This is a genomic window from Janthinobacterium sp. SUN137, assembly GCF_030587265.1.
GTDB lineage: Bacteria > Pseudomonadota > Gammaproteobacteria > Burkholderiales > Burkholderiaceae_D > Janthinobacterium > Janthinobacterium kumbetense.
In genome coordinates, this window is the sequence record NZ_JAPWHZ010000001.1 from 512,203 (window position 1) to 526,655 (window position 14,453).

A 14,453-nucleotide genomic window follows, 5' to 3' on the forward strand; every position below is an offset into this window, starting at 1 on the left:
ACCGTAACAAGGTACTGAATGAAATTCACGTTCAGGGGCGTGCGCGGCTCCATCCCCTCTCCCGGCCCGCGCACGGCGCGCTATGGCGGCAACACCACGTGCATCGAAGTACGCACCGACAACGATAGCCTGATCATCCTCGATGCGGGCAGCGGCATCTTCTCGCTGGCGCAGCAACTGCCACCGGGCGAGCCCGTCGACGCGCACGTCTTCATCACGCACAGCCACTGGGACCACATCCACGGCCTGCCCATGTTTTCGCCCCTGTTCGTGGCCGGCAACCGCATGCGCCTGCATGGCGCCTTTGACGCCATCAGCGGACGCGGCATCGAGCACGTGATGGCGGTGCAGCTGCAAGGCAGCTATTTTCCTGTCAGCGAAGCGGCCATGGCGGCCAGCATCGAGTACCACACCCTGGCGCCCGGCGAAGCCGTCGAGGTGGGTGGCGCGCGCGTGCGCGGCGCGGAAATGAACCACCCTGTCGTCAATCTCGGTTACCGCATCGACTGCGGCGGCGCCGCGCTGTTTTTCAGCGGCGACCATGAACCGTTCTACAACCTGCATCCGCCCGGCCATGCCGAGCACGCGGCCTGCGCGGCGCGCAATGCGCAGCGCCAGGCCGGCATCGACGCGCTGGTCGCCGGCGTCGATGCGCTGATCATGGATTGCTCGTACACGCGCGAGGAATACCCGGGCAAGCAGGGCTGGGGCCACGGCACCTTCGACGCCGCCTTCGACCTCGCCCTGCGCTGCGGCGCGCGGCGCCTGTACTGCACCCACCACGAACCGACCCGCAGCGACGAGCAGCTCGAAGCCGTGTTTGCCGACGTGATGGGGCGCTACAGCAGCCGCCTCAATGGCCTGCAAGTGTTCCTTGCCTACGAGGGGCTGACGGTGGAACTGGCCGGCGCATAAAAAAAGGGAGCCGCGAGGCTCCCTTTTTACTGGCGTTGGCTATCCATTACATGATGTGGTGGCCAATCCACCACGCGACTGCTGCGACGAAGGCCGACGCGGGAATCGTGAAGATCCAGGCCCAGACGATATTGCCCGCCACGCCCCAGCGTACGGCCGACATTTTTTGCGACGAGCCGACGCCGACGATGGCGCCCGTGATGGTGTGCGTGGTCGACACGGGAATGCCCAGCGCCGTCGAGACGAACAGGGTGATCGCGCCGCCCGTTTCGGCGCAGAAGCCGCCGACCGGTTTCAACTTGGTGATCTTCTGACCCATGGTCTTGACGATGCGCCAGCCACCGAACAGGGTGCCGAAGCTGATGGCCGTGTAGCACGAGATGATGACCCACATCGGCGGCATGGCATCGGCCGCGCTCGAGTAGCCGGCGGCGATCAGCAGCATCCAGATGATGCCGATGGTTTTTTGCGCATCGTTGCCGCCGTGACCCAGGCTGTAGGCGGCGGCCGATACCAGCTGCAGGCGGCGGAACCACTTGTCGACCTTGCGCGGCGTCGAACGCACGAAGATCCACGACACGAGCAGCATCATGATGGAACCGAATACAAAGCCCAGCACCGGTGCGATCACGATGAAGGCCACCGTTTTCCACAGGCCGGCCGCGACCAGCGCGCCCGTGCCGGACTTGGCGACGGCGGCGCCCACCAAGCCGCCGATCAGCGCGTGCGAGGACGACGAAGGAATCCCGTAGTACCAGGTAAACAAATTCCAGAAGATGGCGCCCATCAGCGCGCCGAAGATCACGTACTGGTCGATCACCGCCGGGTCAATGGTCCCCTTTCCCACCGTGGCGGCCACGGTCAGCTGGTGGAACACGAAGATGGCGACGAAGTTGAACGTGGCGGCCATGGCAACCGCGGTCTGCGGTTTCAATACGCCCGTCGAGACCACCGTGGCGATCGCGTTGGCGGCATCGTGGAAGCCGTTCATGAAGTCAAACAGCAGTGCGAGGACGATCAACAGGCCTAGCACGTAGATGCTGATTTGTATGGTCATTGTAGTTTCTTTTCTGATTCTGGTTCAGGACAGGCCCAACGCTTACGCGTTTTCGACGATGATGCCTTCGATAATATTGGACACATCTTCGCAACGGTCGGTCACGGTTTCCAGAATTTCGTAGATCGCTTTCAGCTTGATCAGGTTGCGCACGTCCGGCTCGTCGCGGAACAGCTTGGACATGGCGGCGCGCATCACGTGGTCGGCGTCCGATTCCAGGCGGTCGATCTCTTCGCAGATGGCGACGATCTTGCGCGAGTTGTCCATGTTGTGCAGCATGGCGACGGCGTCGCGCACTTTTTCGGTACAGGCCAGTACCAGTTCGGCCAAGCGCTTGGCTTCCGGCGTGACGGCCTTCAGGTCGTACAGCGAGACGGTTTGCGCCGCATCTTCCAGCAGGTCGAGGATATCGTCCTGGCGCGTGATCAGCTGATGGATGTCATCGCGGTCGATCGGCGTGATGAAGGTCTTGTGCAGCATTTCCACGGTGGCGTAGGTGACTTTGTCCGCCTGTTTCTCGATGCTTTCGATCGCATGCACGCGGTTTTCCAGGTCATCGAAATTGGTCATCAGGCCGAGCATCTCTTTGGCGCCCTTGACGCACAATTCCGCGTGCTGGTTAAACAATTCAAAAAACTTGCCCTCAGTGGGCATCAAGCGTCCAAACATGTCATTCTCCGTTAAGCATTGAGTCGTGTTATTTACTACAGAAAGCCGCCCCTTTTGATGAAGGGGCGGCCAATGGAATATCAGTGCTGCTGTGTTAGTCGCCTTGGTAAAGCGCCAGGCCACCACTGTAATTGCCAAATTTGGTGTACTGCCCCATGAAGGTGAGGCGGATGCTGCCGATTGGACCGTTACGTTGTTTACCGATGATGATTTCGGCCGTTCCCTTGTCCGGCGAGTCGGGGTTATACACCTCGTCGCGGTAAATGAACAGGATCACGTCGGCATCCTGCTCAATAGCGCCCGATTCGCGCAAGTCGGACATGACAGGACGTTTGTTCGGGCGTTGCTCCAGCGAGCGGTTCAGCTGGGACAGCGCAATCACGGGGCAACCGAGTTCTTTCGCCAGGCCTTTCAAGCCCCGTGAAATCTCGGAAATCTCCGTGGCGCGGTTGTCGCCCGGCGTATTGGCCGACATCAGCTGCAAGTAATCGACGATGATCAGGCCCAGCTTGCCGCATTGACGCGACAAACGGCGCGATCGGGCGCGCAACTCGATGGAATTCAAGGCCGGCGTTTCATCGATGTACAACTGCGCGTCGTTCATCTTCTGGATCGCATTCGTCAGGCGCGGCCAGTCTTCGTCGTTCAGGCGGCCCGTGCGCAGGCGATGCTGGTCGAGCTGTCCGACGGAGCCGAGCATACGCATGGCCAGCTGGGCGCCGCCCATCTCCATCGAGAACACGGCCACGGGCAAGCCGCTGTCGATGGCCACGTTTTCGCCGATGTTGACGGAAAACGCCGTCTTGCCCATCGACGGACGGCCCGCCACGATCACCAGGTCGCCCGGCTGCAGACCCGAGGTCATGCGGTCGAGGTCGATGAAACCCGTGGGCACGCCCGTGATTTCACTCTGGTTGTCGCGGCTGTACAGTTCGTCGATGCGCTCGACCACTTGCGTCAGCAGGGGCTGGATGGCGGTCCAGCCCTGGGCGCCGCGCGCGCCCTCTTCGGCGATGGCGAAAATCTTCGATTCGGCCTCGTCAAGCATCTGCTTGACTTCCTTGCCCTGCGGGCTGAAGGCCGTGCCGGAGATATCGTCGGCGACGGTGATGAGTTTACGCAGCACGCCGCGGTCGCGCACGATCTCGGCGTAGCGCCGGATGTTCGCGGCCGATGGCGTGTTTTGCGCCATGGCGTTCAGGTAAGCGAGTCCGCCCACATCATCGGCCTTGCCGAGCTGGGTCAGGGTTTCAAAAACAGTAATGACATCGGCTGGCTTGGAAGCGTTAACCATCTTGACGATTTGCTCGAAGATGATGCGATGGTCATAGCGATAGAAATCCTCCGCATGCATGAAGTCGGCGATGCGGTCATATGCGGCATTGTCGCGCAGCAGACCACCGATAACGGATTGTTCTGCTTCGATCGAATGCGGCGGAATACGGAGGGAATCCAGTTGCGGATCAGAGGGGGCGTTCATGGCGCGAATTATACCCGCTTCGGCGTGCTGGCAAAAATAAAGGGCTGAAATTGAGCGAAAAAAAGGCCACAAAAAAGCCGGGCGAACCCGGCTTTTCATAGTGCGGCAACGCTTGCGGGCCAGGCCCGCAGACGATTACGCGTTCGCGTCTGGAACGACAGCGATAACAACTTCCACAACCACGTCGGTGTGCAGAGCAACCGAAACGTTGTGCTCGCCAACGATCTTCAGCGGGCCGGTAGGCATGCGGATTTGTGCTTTTTCAACAGCAAAACCTTGCTTGGTCAGCGCTTCAGCGATGTCGAAGTTGGTGACGGAACCGAACAGACGGCCATCCACACCAGCTTTTTGAGCAACTTGAACGGTCAGGCCGCTCAGTTTTTCGCCCTGGGCTTGCGATGCGGCCAGTTTAGCGGCAGCAGCTTTTTCCAGTTCGGCGCGCTTGACTTCGAATTCAGCCACAGCGGTTGCCGTAGCACGACGTGCCAGGCGTTGCGGGATCAGGAAGTTACGTGCGTAACCGTCTTTGACTTTGACGACTTCGCCGAGGTTACCGACGTTAACAACTTTTTCTAACAGAATGATTTGCATAGTTCTTCTCCAGGAATATCTGACCGATTAAGCGTGGTGCAGATCGGTGTATGGCAGCAGCGCGAGGAAGCGAGCGCGCTTGATTGCGGTGTCAACTTGGCGCTGGTAATGCGCTTTGGTACCGGTCAGGCGTGCTGGCATGATCTTGCCGTTTTCTTGGACGAAGTCTTTCAGCGTGTCGACGTCTTTGTAGTCGACTTGCTCAACGTGAGCTGCGGTGAAGCGGCAGAACTTCTTGCGTTTGAACAACGGGTTTTGCTGTTTGCGTTTTTCTTTAAGCTTGAGCTTATTTTTGTCGAACTTTTTACCGAATGCCATGTCAGGCTCCTGTATCTAAAATGCGCTAGTCAGAATTGACTGCACTAAAATCAATGATGTGAAACACCAAACTCTTGCTGTTGCGGCTCTTCCTGGCCAGGAAACCCGTGAACTGATACACCCCGCCCAAGCTTGCCTGGCTGAACCGGCCTGAGATTTCGCCAGCGGCTAGCGCGGCAACATCAAACTCGGTCAAACGGGCAATTCCTGCTTCCATCTGCTGCGAACTGTGTTGCAATACTGCATTCACAATCGGCAGCCCTGCCGGGGTATAGCGCAATATTTCGCGCTCGGCAATGATGGCGGTTACTTGTAGCTGGTTCAGCGCACGATCCTGGTCAAGAATTAAGCTGCTGCTGCGGCTGGAGCGGCTGCTGGTGCTTCGGTGCGGTGGCTTTTGGCCGCGTCTTCGCGTTGTACCGATTTCATCATCGGCGAAGGAGCTGTTTCAGCTTTCTTCATTTTAACGGTCAGGTGACGCAACACGGCATCATTGAATTTGAATGCTGTTTCCAACTCGACCAGGGTCTCGTTGTCGCATTCGATGTTCAGGCAGATGTAGTGTGCTTTAGGCAGCTTTTGGATCGAGTAAGCCATTTGACGGCGGCCCCAATCTTCCACGCGGTGAACCGAACCGCCGCGGGTGGTTACGCTGGCTTTGTAGCGTTCGATCATCGCGGGCACTTGCTCGCTTTGGTCCGGATGGACGATAAAGACTATTTCATAATGACGCATGCAAACTCCTTCAGGTCGGATTGATAATCGCCCACCCCGGCGTCAAGACGGGTGTGGGAAGGTCAGCCGAAGATTATAACCGCCTTTTGCAAACGTTTCAATCATTCCTTCCACATCGGCCCGAAAAGCCCGCGCGCCACCGTGCTTTCCGCCCGTGGACAAGTATTTCTTGCGAAATTCGCCTAAAACACGGAAATCCCCTTGCATAGTGGGCGATACTGTACAAAAATACAGACTGTTCATATAGACAGCATTTTAGTATGCACCCACCGCTCATGATCAAGCTGACAGCACGACAAGAACAAATCCTGAACCTGATCAAGGACGCGATTGAAAACACGGGCTTCCCTCCCACCCGTGCCGAAATCGCCAATGAACTGGGTTTCAAATCGGCCAACGCGGCCGAAGAGCATTTGCAGGCCCTGGCCCGCAAGGGCGCGATCGAGATTTCGCCCGGCACCTCGCGCGGCATCCGCCTGATCGGCGCCGCCGCCGAAGCGCTGCCGTCGAAGGTGCCGGCAGCGCTGCTGATGTCGCTGCCCCTGATCGGCCGGGTAGCGGCCGGTTCGCCCATCCTGGCGCAGGAAAACCTGGAAGCGAGCTACAACGTCGACCCGGCCCTGTTTTCGGCCAAGCCCGACTTCCTGCTGAAGGTGCGCGGCTGGTCCATGCGCGACGCCGGCATCATGGATGGCGATTTGTTGGCCGTCAAGAAAGTCGACAGCGCCAAGAATGGCCAGATCGTCGTGGCCCGCATCGGCGACGAAGTGACAGTCAAGCGCTACAAGAAGACGGGTTCCGTCATCGAATTGCTGCCGGAAAACCCGGACTTCAAGGTGATCACCGTGTCGCCGGAAGATGAGTTTGCCCTGGAAGGGCTGGCTGTCGGCCTGATGCGCAGCTGGCATTAAATCGCTGCAGCTAAAGAAAGGGCCGCAACAGCATGGCTGTTGCGGCCCTTTTTACATGCTGCGCGGCTGTTTAGGCGTCCAGCGCATTTTTGAAGTCGCCCAGCAAATCGGCCTCATCCTCGATGCCGACGGAGACGCGGATCAGGGATTCGGCGATGCCCATGCTGGCGCGACGCTCGGCGCCCATCTCATAGAAAATCGTGTGGGCGACGGGAATGACGAGGGTGCGCGTGTCACCAAGGTTGCTGGCGGGAATGGCAAGATTGAGGCGATTGAGGAAATCGAAGCAGTCGATGCCATCCTTCAATTCAAAGCTGAACAGCGAGCCATAGCTGCGGAACAAGTCCGTCGCCAGCGCGTGCTGCGGGTGCGACGCCAGGCCCGGGTAATGCACGGCGGCCACTCTCGGGTCGGCGGCCAGCATGGTGGCCAGCGCCAGGGCGTTCGAGCAGGTGCGGTCCATGCGCAAGGCCATGGTTTCCGCGCCGACGGCGATATGGTGCGCCGCTTCCGGCCCCAGGGAGGCGCCAAAGTCGCGCAAGGCCTTGGCGCGGATTTGCGCGATGCCGCACTGTGCGGGCGCCGCCTTCTTGTAATTCTCGAAAATGTTCGGATACTGCGTCCAGTCGAACACGCCCGTGTCCGTCAAGCTGCCGCCTAGCGCATTGCCGTGGCCGCCGATGGATTTCGTCAAGGCATTGACCACCAGGCCCGCGCCCACGGCTTTGGGACGGAACAGGTATGGCGTCGTCATCGTATTGTCGACGATGTACAGGATGCCCTTCTCGCGGCACAAGTCACCGATCTTCTTAAGGTCGGCGATCTGCGTGCGCGGATTGGCAATAGTTTCCACGAAAACAATCCGCGTGGCCGGCGTGATGGCGGCCGCCACATTGGCCACATCGGTGGCGTCGACGAACGACACGGCGATGCCCTGCCCCGTCACCGTTTGCCACAGGCTGTTGGTGTTGCCAAACAAAAAGGCCGACGACACGACATGGTCGCCCGCGCGCAGCAAGGATTGCACCACGGCACCGATGGCGCCCATGCCGGTGGCGAAGCACAGGGTCGCCACGCCGTCTTCCATCTTGTTGACCTTGTCTTCCAGCGCGGAAACGGTCGGATTGCCCTGGCGGCCATAGCGGAAACCCGGTTCCTTGCCCTGGAACACGGAAGCGAGCTGGCGCGCATCGGCGTAACCAAAGGCAACGGAAGTGTGCACGGGCTTGTGCAGGGAGCCATGTTCGATGCCCTTGCGGCGGTCGTTATGCAGGATGGTGGTGGTAAAGCCGTAGTTTTTTTTATCGTTCATGATCGCGGAGAAAAAAATGCCCGGCATCGGCCGGGCAGCTTACTTATGCTTCTGTTGTCGCCAGGTTCAGGTTCAGCTGGGAACGCGGCGTATCTTCGGGCGCTGCCGCCTTCGGATGGTGACGCGCATATTCCAGGCGGTCCAGGTATTCCTGCGATACGTCGCCCGTCACGTACACGCCATCGAAGCACGAAGCCTCGAAGTTGGTCAGAGCCGGGTTGACGTCGGCGATAGCCTGTTTCAGCGCGCCGATATCCTGGTACACGAGGTAATCGGCCGTGATTTCACGGCACACTTCTTCCGTCGTGCGGCCGTAGGCGATCAGTTCGTCGCGCGTCGGCATGTCGATGCCGTACACGTTCGGGTAAATCACCGGTGGCGCGGCCGAAGCGAAGATGACCTTCGTCGCGCCCGCTTCGCGCGCCATCTGCACGATTTCACGGCTGGTGGTGCCGCGCACGATGGAATCGTCGACCAGCAGCACCACTTTATCCTTGAATTCGGACGGAATCGCGTTGAGCTTCTGGCGCACGGACTTCTTGCGCGCCGCCTGGCCCGGCATGATGAAGGTGCGGCCGATGTAGCGGTTCTTGATGAAGCCTTCGCGGTATTCGATGTTCAGCGCCATGGCCAGCTGGATGGCGGCCGGACGCGAGGAATCGGGAATCGGCATGACCACGTCGATATGTACGCCAGGCAATTCGGCGCGGATCTTTTCGGCCAGGTACTCGCCCATTTTCAGGCGCGTGGCGTACACGGAGGCGCCGTCGATGACGGAATCGGGACGGGCCAGGTAGACGAATTCGAATACGCACGGGTTCAGGCTGGCATTGTCGGCGCACTGGGCGCTGTGCAATTGCTTGTCAGCATCGATGAAGACGGCTTCGCCGGGACCGATATCGCGCACGAAGCGGAAGCCCATGCCTTCCAGGGCCACGGATTCGGAAGCGATCAGGTATTCGGGACCCTGCTCCGTTTCATTGATGCCCAGGCACAGCGGACGGATGCCGTGCGGGTCGCGGAAGGCCAGCAAGCCCACGCCGGCGATTTGCGCCACGGCAGCGTAGCCGCCCTTGACCCGGCGGTTCAGCACGGTGACAGCCTTGAAGATGGCTTCCGGGTCCAGGTTCAGGCCTGTCGTCGCTTCCTGGATTTCATGCGCCAGCACGTTGAGCAGCACTTCCGAATCGGAATCGGTGTTGATGTGGCGGCGGTCGTTCTTGAACATTTCCAGCTTCAACTGTTCCCAGTTGGTCAGGTTGCCATTGTGCGCCAGGGTGATGCCGAACGGCGCATTCACATAGAACGGCTGTGCTTCCTCTTCGCTCGACGAACCGGCCGTCGGGTAGCGGCAATGGCCGATGCCCGTCGTGCCTTGCAGCGAACGCATGTTGCGCGTACGGAAGACGTCACGCACGAGCCCATTGGCCTTGTGCATGGAAAACATACTGCTGTGATTGGTCGCAATCCCTGCCGCGTCCTGACCGCGATGTTGCAGGAGCAACAATGCATCATAGAGCAATTGATTGACAGGTTGATGGGAAACGACGCCGACGATGCCACACATGGTGTGCTCCTAAACTGTGCTACTGATTTTAAAAAAATTCAAAATTTCACATGCTGCGCGTAAGCGGCAGGCAGATAAGGCTTGATGGCGCGCGCGCCCTGCTCCGCGAGCGGGCTGAGCTGCGCGTTTTTCCAGAATGGCTGCTGCGGTATGGACGTCATGCCACACAAGATGACGGCGGTCAGCACGATCACAAGGCCCCGCGCCACGCCGAACAGGCTGCCCAGGGTGCGGTCGGCCAGGCTCAGGCCCGTCACCTTGACCAGCGCGTCGACCGTCATGGACAGCAATCCCATCAAAATACGCACACCGATGAACAGCACCACGAAAGCCAGCAACAAACGGATGGCTTCGCCCGGCACGGCTTCCGGCAGGAATTTCGCCAGGGTGGCGCCATAGGCATTGGCAATGACGAAAGCCACAATCCAGCTGACCAGTGACAGTATTTCCTTGACCAGGCCGCGCATCATGCTGATCAGCACGGACGTCACCAGCACGAACAGCACCAGGTAATCGAAGATCGTCACGCCCGTTCAGCCTTGCAACATCACGCCGGTACCAGGCTGCCGCCCAGGCCCAGCTTTTGCAGCTTGGCGCGGGTCTTTTCGGCGTCTTCGCGGCTGCCGAACGGTCCCACGCGCACGCGGATACGTTCGCCCGCCGGGCTGGAGACTTTCTGCGTGTACGACTTGATGCCCGCTTCGCGCAGCTTGTCCTGCAATTCGTCAACCTTGTCCTGCGTCGCCAGCGCCGCCACCTGCACCACGAACTTGCCGCTGCCGGCGTCGTGCGCCTTGTCCTGCACCTTCTCTTGTGGCTTGTCCTGCGGCTTGCCTTCCAGGATGGCCAGCGCGCGCGCGGCATCGTCGGCCGATTGCGCCGGCTTGGCAGGCTTCGGCTCGGGCTTGGCTTCCGGTTTTACTTCATGCTTGGGTTCAGGCTTGGACTCGTGTTTCGGCTCGGCCTTGGGTTCCGGCTTGGTTTCGTGCTTCGGTTCCGGTTTTGGCTCCACCTTGACCGGCTTGGGCTCGGGTTTCGGTTCCACGTAGGCTGGCTTGACCGGCGCAGGCTGGACGGCGGCCAGCACCGGTGCCGGTGCCTGCGTCGGCTTGGCCGCAGGCGGCAGCGGCGCGTCGACGATTTCCTCGGACTGGTCCAGGCCATTCGATGCGGCCCGGGCCGGAACGGCCGGCACGGGTGCCGGTGCAGGCGCTACGGCCTTTTCCTTCGACGGAATATCGATGGCGATATCGTTGAACGGCGCCTTCGGCTCGGAATCGAGCAGCATCGGCAAGCCGACAGCCACGCCCAGGGCCAGGGCGATGGCCCCGACCAGGCGGCGGCGTGCGCGCTTTTTTTCAGGCAAGACCGGATCCGGCGCTTCCTTGCCGCCACGGCGCGATCCGCCGCCACCGGAGGTGTTGGCGGCGCGTTTGCGGGTCGGCGACTGTGCTTCGCCAGGGACATAAAAGCCGCTGTCTTCGCCAGAGGATTCTTGCTTGTTTTTAAACAGTTTCGAGAACAAGCCCATGCGTGATTTTCAGTCGAGTGCGTTTCAGTGAAGTGAGGATTTTCGGGCCTTCATAACGCCGGCAACGGTGAGGAAAGAACCAAAGACCACAATTCTATCATTCTCACCGGCCCGGCTCATTGCATTTGCAAAAGCTTGTGCCGGATCATCGAAAATAGATACAGTATGCTCGTTGCTGTCGGGCTTATCTTCCAGCATGATCTGCACCTTGGCGGCCAGCTCGGACGCCGTGGCCGCGCGCGGCGAAGGCAAGCCCGTCAGGCACCAGTGGTCGACGTGTTCGCTCATCGCGGCCAGTACGCCATCGATATCCTTGTCCAGCATGGAGCCGAACACGGCATAGGTGTACGGGTGGAAACCCATATTGCCCAGGTTCTGGTTCAGCGCCGACGCCGCGTGGGGGTTATGCGCTACATCAAGGATCACGCTGGGGCGGCCAGGCAAGACCTGGAAGCGGCCCGGCAGTTCCACCGTCACGAGGCCCGTGCGCACTTCCTGCGCGCCCACGGGCAGTTTCAGCTTCAGCACTTCCAGCGCGGCCAGCACGGCCGTCGCGTTGAGGATCTGGTTGGCGCCGCGCAAGCTTGGATACGCGAGCGAATTGCGGCGCTGCTCGCGTCCGCCGTAGTTCCACTGCTGCTTGTCGCCCGAATAATTGAAATCGCGGCCCATCAGCCACAGGTCGGCGCCGATGGCCTCGGCATGGTCGATCAGGGATTGCGGCGGCACGGGATCGCTGCAGATGGCCGCCTTGCCTGGGCGGAAGATGCCCGCCTTTTCAAAGCCGATCGCTTCGCGCGTGTCGCCCAGGTAATCCGTGTGGTCGATATCGACGCTGGTGACGATGGCCACGTCCGCGTCGATCACGTTGACGGCGTCGAGGCGCCCGCCCAGGCCCACTTCCAGGATGGCCACATCCAGCTTGGCCTGCGACAGCAGGTGCAGGACCGCCAGCGTGGTGAATTCGAAATACGTGAGCGGCGTGTCGCCCCGCACGGCTTCGACGGCATTGAAGCTGGCGACGATCTGTTCGTCGCTGGCCATCTCGCCCAGCACGCGGGCACGCTCGTTAAAATCGAGAAAGTGCGGCTTGATGTACAGCCCCACTTTGTAGCCGGCACGCAACAGCACGGATTCCAGCATGGCGCAGGTGGAACCCTTGCCATTCGTGCCCGCCACCATGATCACGGGGCAAGTAAACGCCAGCTGCATGCGCGCCTTGACGGCTTGCACGCGGTCCAGGCCCATATTGATCTGGGTTTCCGAATGGCGGGTTTCCAGCATGGCGAGCCAGTCCGGCAAGGTGGTGGGGAGCTTGAGCATGGGAGACTTCTTGATGAGGAGACAGTGCGCGAGGCGCGGAGATGGTGTGGCGTGGCAACCGGGCGTGTCCTGCGGACGCCGCCCGGCCTGTTACGTTGGCGCTACGCCAAGACTTCGACGGCCTGGTTTTGCAACAAGGCCAGCAGACGGGCGATTTCTTCGCGCATCTTGCGGCGGTCGACGATCATGTCGACGGCGCCCTTGGTGACGAGAAACTCGGCGCGCTGGAAGCCTTCCGGCAGTTTTTCGCGCACGGTGTTTTCAATCACGCGGGGGCCGGCAAAGCCGATCAGCGCTTTCGGTTCAGCAATGACCACGTCGCCCATGAAGGCGAACGAGGCGGACACGCCGCCCATGGTCGGGTCGGTCAGCACGCTGATGAATGGCAATTTCTTTTCCGACAGCTTGGTCAGCATGGCCGTGGTTTTCGCCATCTGCATCAGGGACAGCAAGCCTTCCTGCATGCGCGCGCCACCGGTGGCGGTGATGCAAATGAACGGCACTTTCTGTTCCAGCGCGATTTGCGCGCCGCGCACGAAGCGCTCGCCCACGACGGAGCCCATGGAGCCGCCCATGAATTCGAATTCGAAGCACGCCACGACAACCGGCAGGCTCATGATGGCGCCGCCCATGACGACCATCGCATCCGTCTCGCCCGTCGCTTCCATGGCGGATTTCAGGCGGTCCGGGTATTTCTTGCTGTCCTTGAACTTCAGGGTATCGACAGGCAGGATTTCCTGGCCGATTTCATAGCGGCCGCCCGCGTCGAGCAGGCTGTCGAGGCGCTCACGCGCGCGGATGCGCATGTGGTGATCGCATTTCGGGCACACGTGCAAATTCGATTCCAGGTCCGTACGGTACAGCACGGCTTCGCACGACGGGCATTTGACCCACAGGCCTTCCGGCATGGTCTTGCGCGCGGCAGCATCAGAACGCTGTATGCGCGGTGGCAGCAGTTTTTCCAACCAACTCATATTTTCTCCTTGGGCCCTTGTAGGGGTAGCGTCGGTGGACGCCCCCGGCAGACGGTAAACGGCGACGCCCCGCAGGGCGCCACCAAAAATTTTATCTATTGCACAATAACAGGCAAATCAGTGGCCGAAGTGTAGCCGTTTATCGCCGGGCTGTCGAACTTTGCCGCCAACGCATATTGCGTAAACGGCAAGCTTGCTCAGGCGTCCAGTGCGGCGCGGATGCCTGCCGTAAAGCTGCGCACGGCGTCGACGGCGCCGCCTTCCGGGGCATTTTCAATCTCCTGGATGATGCGGCTGCCGATCACGACGGCATCGGCCACCTTGGCAACGGCCTTGGCCGTGGCCCCATCGCGGATGCCGAAGCCCACGCCGATAGGCAATTTTACATGCTGGCGGATGGCCGCGAGGCGCTCTGCCACCTGTTCCGTATCAATGTTGCCGGCACCCGTGACGCCTTTCAGCGACACATAATAGCTGAAGCCGCCGCCAACCTTGGCCACTTGCGCGATGCGCTCTTCGGTCGAGGTAGGCGCCAGCAGGAAGATCAGGTCCAGGCCCGCAGCGCGCATGGCGGCCGCGAATTCCTCGCATTCTTCCGGCGGATAGTCGACGACGATGGCGCCATCGGCGCCGGCCGCTTGCGCTGCATCAATAAAAGCAGTGCTGCCGATGCGCTCGATGGGATTCGCGTAGCCCATCAGCACCACGGGCGTCGTCTGGTTCGTTTCGCGGAATTGGCGCACATAGCCGAACACGTCGTGGATGCCGACGTTGAATTTCAAGGCCCGTTCGCAGGCGCGCTGGATGACGGGGCCTTCGGCCATGGGATCGGAAAACGGCACGCCCAGTTCCAGCACGTCGGCGCCGCCCTCGACGAGCGCATGCATCAGGGGCACGGTGGCGTCAGGGCCGGGGTCGCCGGCGGTAATGAAAGTGACCAGGGCGGTCTTGTTGTTGGATTTTAAGTTGGCAAAAGTGGCGGAGATACGGGACATGGCGAGCTTTCGTATTATCGGTGAGAGATGTCGGATGGCGCGCTATGCGCTCATCCGACCTGCGCGGGATCTTTC

Annotated in this window: 16 protein-coding genes; 2 read left to right on the top strand and 14 right to left on the bottom strand. The window is 60.5% G+C overall.

What is annotated here, in order from left to right; translation table 11 throughout:
- Window positions 1–18 precede the first annotated feature (18 nt).
- The gene (locus tag O3298_RS02375) at window positions 19–915 is read left to right on the top strand and encodes an MBL fold metallo-hydrolase (RefSeq protein ID WP_305056154.1); all 897 of its coding nucleotides are present in this window, start codon (window positions 19–21) and stop codon (window positions 913–915) included.
- A 46-nt stretch (window positions 916–961) separates the two neighbouring features.
- On the opposite strand, the gene O3298_RS02380 is transcribed toward O3298_RS02375, so the two are convergent.
- The 7 genes from O3298_RS02380 to rpsF form a co-directional block, all read right to left on the bottom strand.
- Window positions 962–1,972 (bottom strand): inorganic phosphate transporter, encoded by a 1,011-nt coding sequence (locus O3298_RS02380; protein ID WP_034783457.1) that lies wholly within the window; start codon window positions 1,970–1,972, stop codon window positions 962–964.
- Between the two features lie 42 nt (window positions 1,973–2,014).
- A complete protein-coding gene (locus O3298_RS02385; protein ID WP_010400015.1) occupies window positions 2,015–2,641 on the bottom strand; it encodes a DUF47 domain-containing protein in 627 nt (208 codons plus the stop codon).
- Window positions 2,642–2,735: 94 nt separating this feature from the next.
- A complete protein-coding gene (locus tag O3298_RS02390; RefSeq protein ID WP_034750488.1) occupies window positions 2,736–4,121 on the bottom strand; it encodes a replicative DNA helicase in 1,386 nt (461 codons plus the stop codon).
- A 135-nt stretch (window positions 4,122–4,256) separates the two neighbouring features.
- Entirely contained in the window at window positions 4,257–4,712 is a 456-nt protein-coding gene (gene rplI / locus O3298_RS02395) for a 50S ribosomal protein L9 (protein WP_034783456.1), read from the bottom strand.
- 27 nt (window positions 4,713–4,739) lie between these two features.
- Window positions 4,740–5,030, bottom strand: a complete 291-nt coding sequence (gene rpsR / locus O3298_RS02400) for a 30S ribosomal protein S18 (protein WP_010400024.1) — start codon at window positions 5,028–5,030, stop codon at window positions 4,740–4,742.
- A 25-nt stretch (window positions 5,031–5,055) separates the two neighbouring features.
- Window positions 5,056–5,355, bottom strand: a complete 300-nt coding sequence (gene priB, locus O3298_RS02405) for a primosomal replication protein N (protein WP_034783455.1) — start codon at window positions 5,353–5,355, stop codon at window positions 5,056–5,058.
- A gap of 20 nt (window positions 5,356–5,375) precedes the next feature.
- A complete protein-coding gene (gene rpsF, locus O3298_RS02410) occupies window positions 5,376–5,765 on the bottom strand; it encodes a 30S ribosomal protein S6 (RefSeq protein ID WP_034750499.1) in 390 nt (129 codons plus the stop codon).
- 275 nt (window positions 5,766–6,040) lie between these two features.
- On the opposite strand from rpsF, the gene lexA reads away from it, so the two are divergent.
- Window positions 6,041–6,676, top strand: coding sequence for a transcriptional repressor LexA (gene lexA / locus O3298_RS02415; RefSeq protein WP_034783454.1), 636 nt, complete (start codon window positions 6,041–6,043; stop codon window positions 6,674–6,676).
- A gap of 70 nt (window positions 6,677–6,746) precedes the next feature.
- On the opposite strand, the gene O3298_RS02420 is transcribed toward lexA, so the two are convergent.
- The 7 genes from O3298_RS02420 to trpA form a co-directional block, all read right to left on the bottom strand.
- Window positions 6,747–7,988 (bottom strand): cystathionine gamma-synthase family protein, encoded by a 1,242-nt coding sequence (locus tag O3298_RS02420; protein ID WP_305058436.1) that lies wholly within the window; start codon window positions 7,986–7,988, stop codon window positions 6,747–6,749.
- A gap of 43 nt (window positions 7,989–8,031) precedes the next feature.
- Window positions 8,032–9,555, bottom strand: coding sequence for an amidophosphoribosyltransferase (gene purF / locus O3298_RS02425; protein WP_034783451.1), 1,524 nt, complete (start codon window positions 9,553–9,555; stop codon window positions 8,032–8,034).
- A 38-nt stretch (window positions 9,556–9,593) separates the two neighbouring features.
- On the bottom strand, window positions 9,594–10,082 hold the full coding sequence (locus tag O3298_RS02430) for a CvpA family protein (protein WP_077407525.1): 489 nt from the start codon (window positions 10,080–10,082) through the stop codon (window positions 9,594–9,596).
- A 20-nt stretch (window positions 10,083–10,102) separates the two neighbouring features.
- Window positions 10,103–11,086, bottom strand: a complete 984-nt coding sequence (locus O3298_RS02435) for an SPOR domain-containing protein (protein ID WP_305058437.1) — start codon at window positions 11,084–11,086, stop codon at window positions 10,103–10,105.
- Window positions 11,087–11,110: 24 nt separating this feature from the next.
- On the bottom strand, window positions 11,111–12,409 hold the full coding sequence (folC, locus tag O3298_RS02440) for a bifunctional tetrahydrofolate synthase/dihydrofolate synthase (protein ID WP_305058438.1): 1,299 nt from the start codon (window positions 12,407–12,409) through the stop codon (window positions 11,111–11,113).
- A 101-nt stretch (window positions 12,410–12,510) separates the two neighbouring features.
- Window positions 12,511–13,383, bottom strand: a complete 873-nt coding sequence (accD, locus tag O3298_RS02445) for an acetyl-CoA carboxylase, carboxyltransferase subunit beta (protein ID WP_010400390.1) — start codon at window positions 13,381–13,383, stop codon at window positions 12,511–12,513.
- 197 nt (window positions 13,384–13,580) lie between these two features.
- Window positions 13,581–14,378 (bottom strand): tryptophan synthase subunit alpha, encoded by a 798-nt coding sequence (trpA, locus tag O3298_RS02450; RefSeq protein WP_305058439.1) that lies wholly within the window; start codon window positions 14,376–14,378, stop codon window positions 13,581–13,583.
- Between the last annotated feature and the right edge of the window lie 75 nt (window positions 14,379–14,453).

What these genes read in the sequence shown, in the direction of transcription:
- O3298_RS02375 (WP_305056154.1), top strand. Translation starts at nt 19, where the DNA reads ATGAAATTCACGTTCAGGGGCGTGCGCGGCTCCATCCCCTCTCCCGGC.
- O3298_RS02380 (WP_034783457.1), bottom strand. Translation starts at nt 1,972, where the DNA reads ATGACCATACAAATCAGCATCTACGTGCTAGGCCTGTTGATCGTCCTC.
- O3298_RS02385 (WP_010400015.1), bottom strand. Translation starts at nt 2,641, where the DNA reads ATGTTTGGACGCTTGATGCCCACTGAGGGCAAGTTTTTTGAATTGTTT.
- O3298_RS02390 (WP_034750488.1), bottom strand. Translation starts at nt 4,121, where the DNA reads ATGAACGCCCCCTCTGATCCGCAACTGGATTCCCTCCGTATTCCGCCG.
- rplI (WP_034783456.1), bottom strand. Translation starts at nt 4,712, where the DNA reads ATGCAAATCATTCTGTTAGAAAAAGTTGTTAACGTCGGTAACCTCGGC.
- rpsR (WP_010400024.1), bottom strand. Translation starts at nt 5,030, where the DNA reads ATGGCATTCGGTAAAAAGTTCGACAAAAATAAGCTCAAGCTTAAAGAA.
- rpsF (WP_034750499.1), bottom strand. Translation starts at nt 5,765, where the DNA reads ATGCGTCATTATGAAATAGTCTTTATCGTCCATCCGGACCAAAGCGAG.
- lexA (WP_034783454.1), top strand. Translation starts at nt 6,041, where the DNA reads ATGATCAAGCTGACAGCACGACAAGAACAAATCCTGAACCTGATCAAG.
- O3298_RS02420 (WP_305058436.1), bottom strand. Translation starts at nt 7,988, where the DNA reads ATGAACGATAAAAAAAACTACGGCTTTACCACCACCATCCTGCATAAC.
- purF (WP_034783451.1), bottom strand. Translation starts at nt 9,555, where the DNA reads ATGTGTGGCATCGTCGGCGTCGTTTCCCATCAACCTGTCAATCAATTG.
- O3298_RS02435 (WP_305058437.1), bottom strand. Translation starts at nt 11,086, where the DNA reads ATGGGCTTGTTCTCGAAACTGTTTAAAAACAAGCAAGAATCCTCTGGC.
- folC (WP_305058438.1), bottom strand. Translation starts at nt 12,409, where the DNA reads ATGCTCAAGCTCCCCACCACCTTGCCGGACTGGCTCGCCATGCTGGAA.
- accD (WP_010400390.1), bottom strand. Translation starts at nt 13,383, where the DNA reads ATGAGTTGGTTGGAAAAACTGCTGCCACCGCGCATACAGCGTTCTGAT.
- trpA (WP_305058439.1), bottom strand. Translation starts at nt 14,378, where the DNA reads ATGTCCCGTATCTCCGCCACTTTTGCCAACTTAAAATCCAACAACAAG.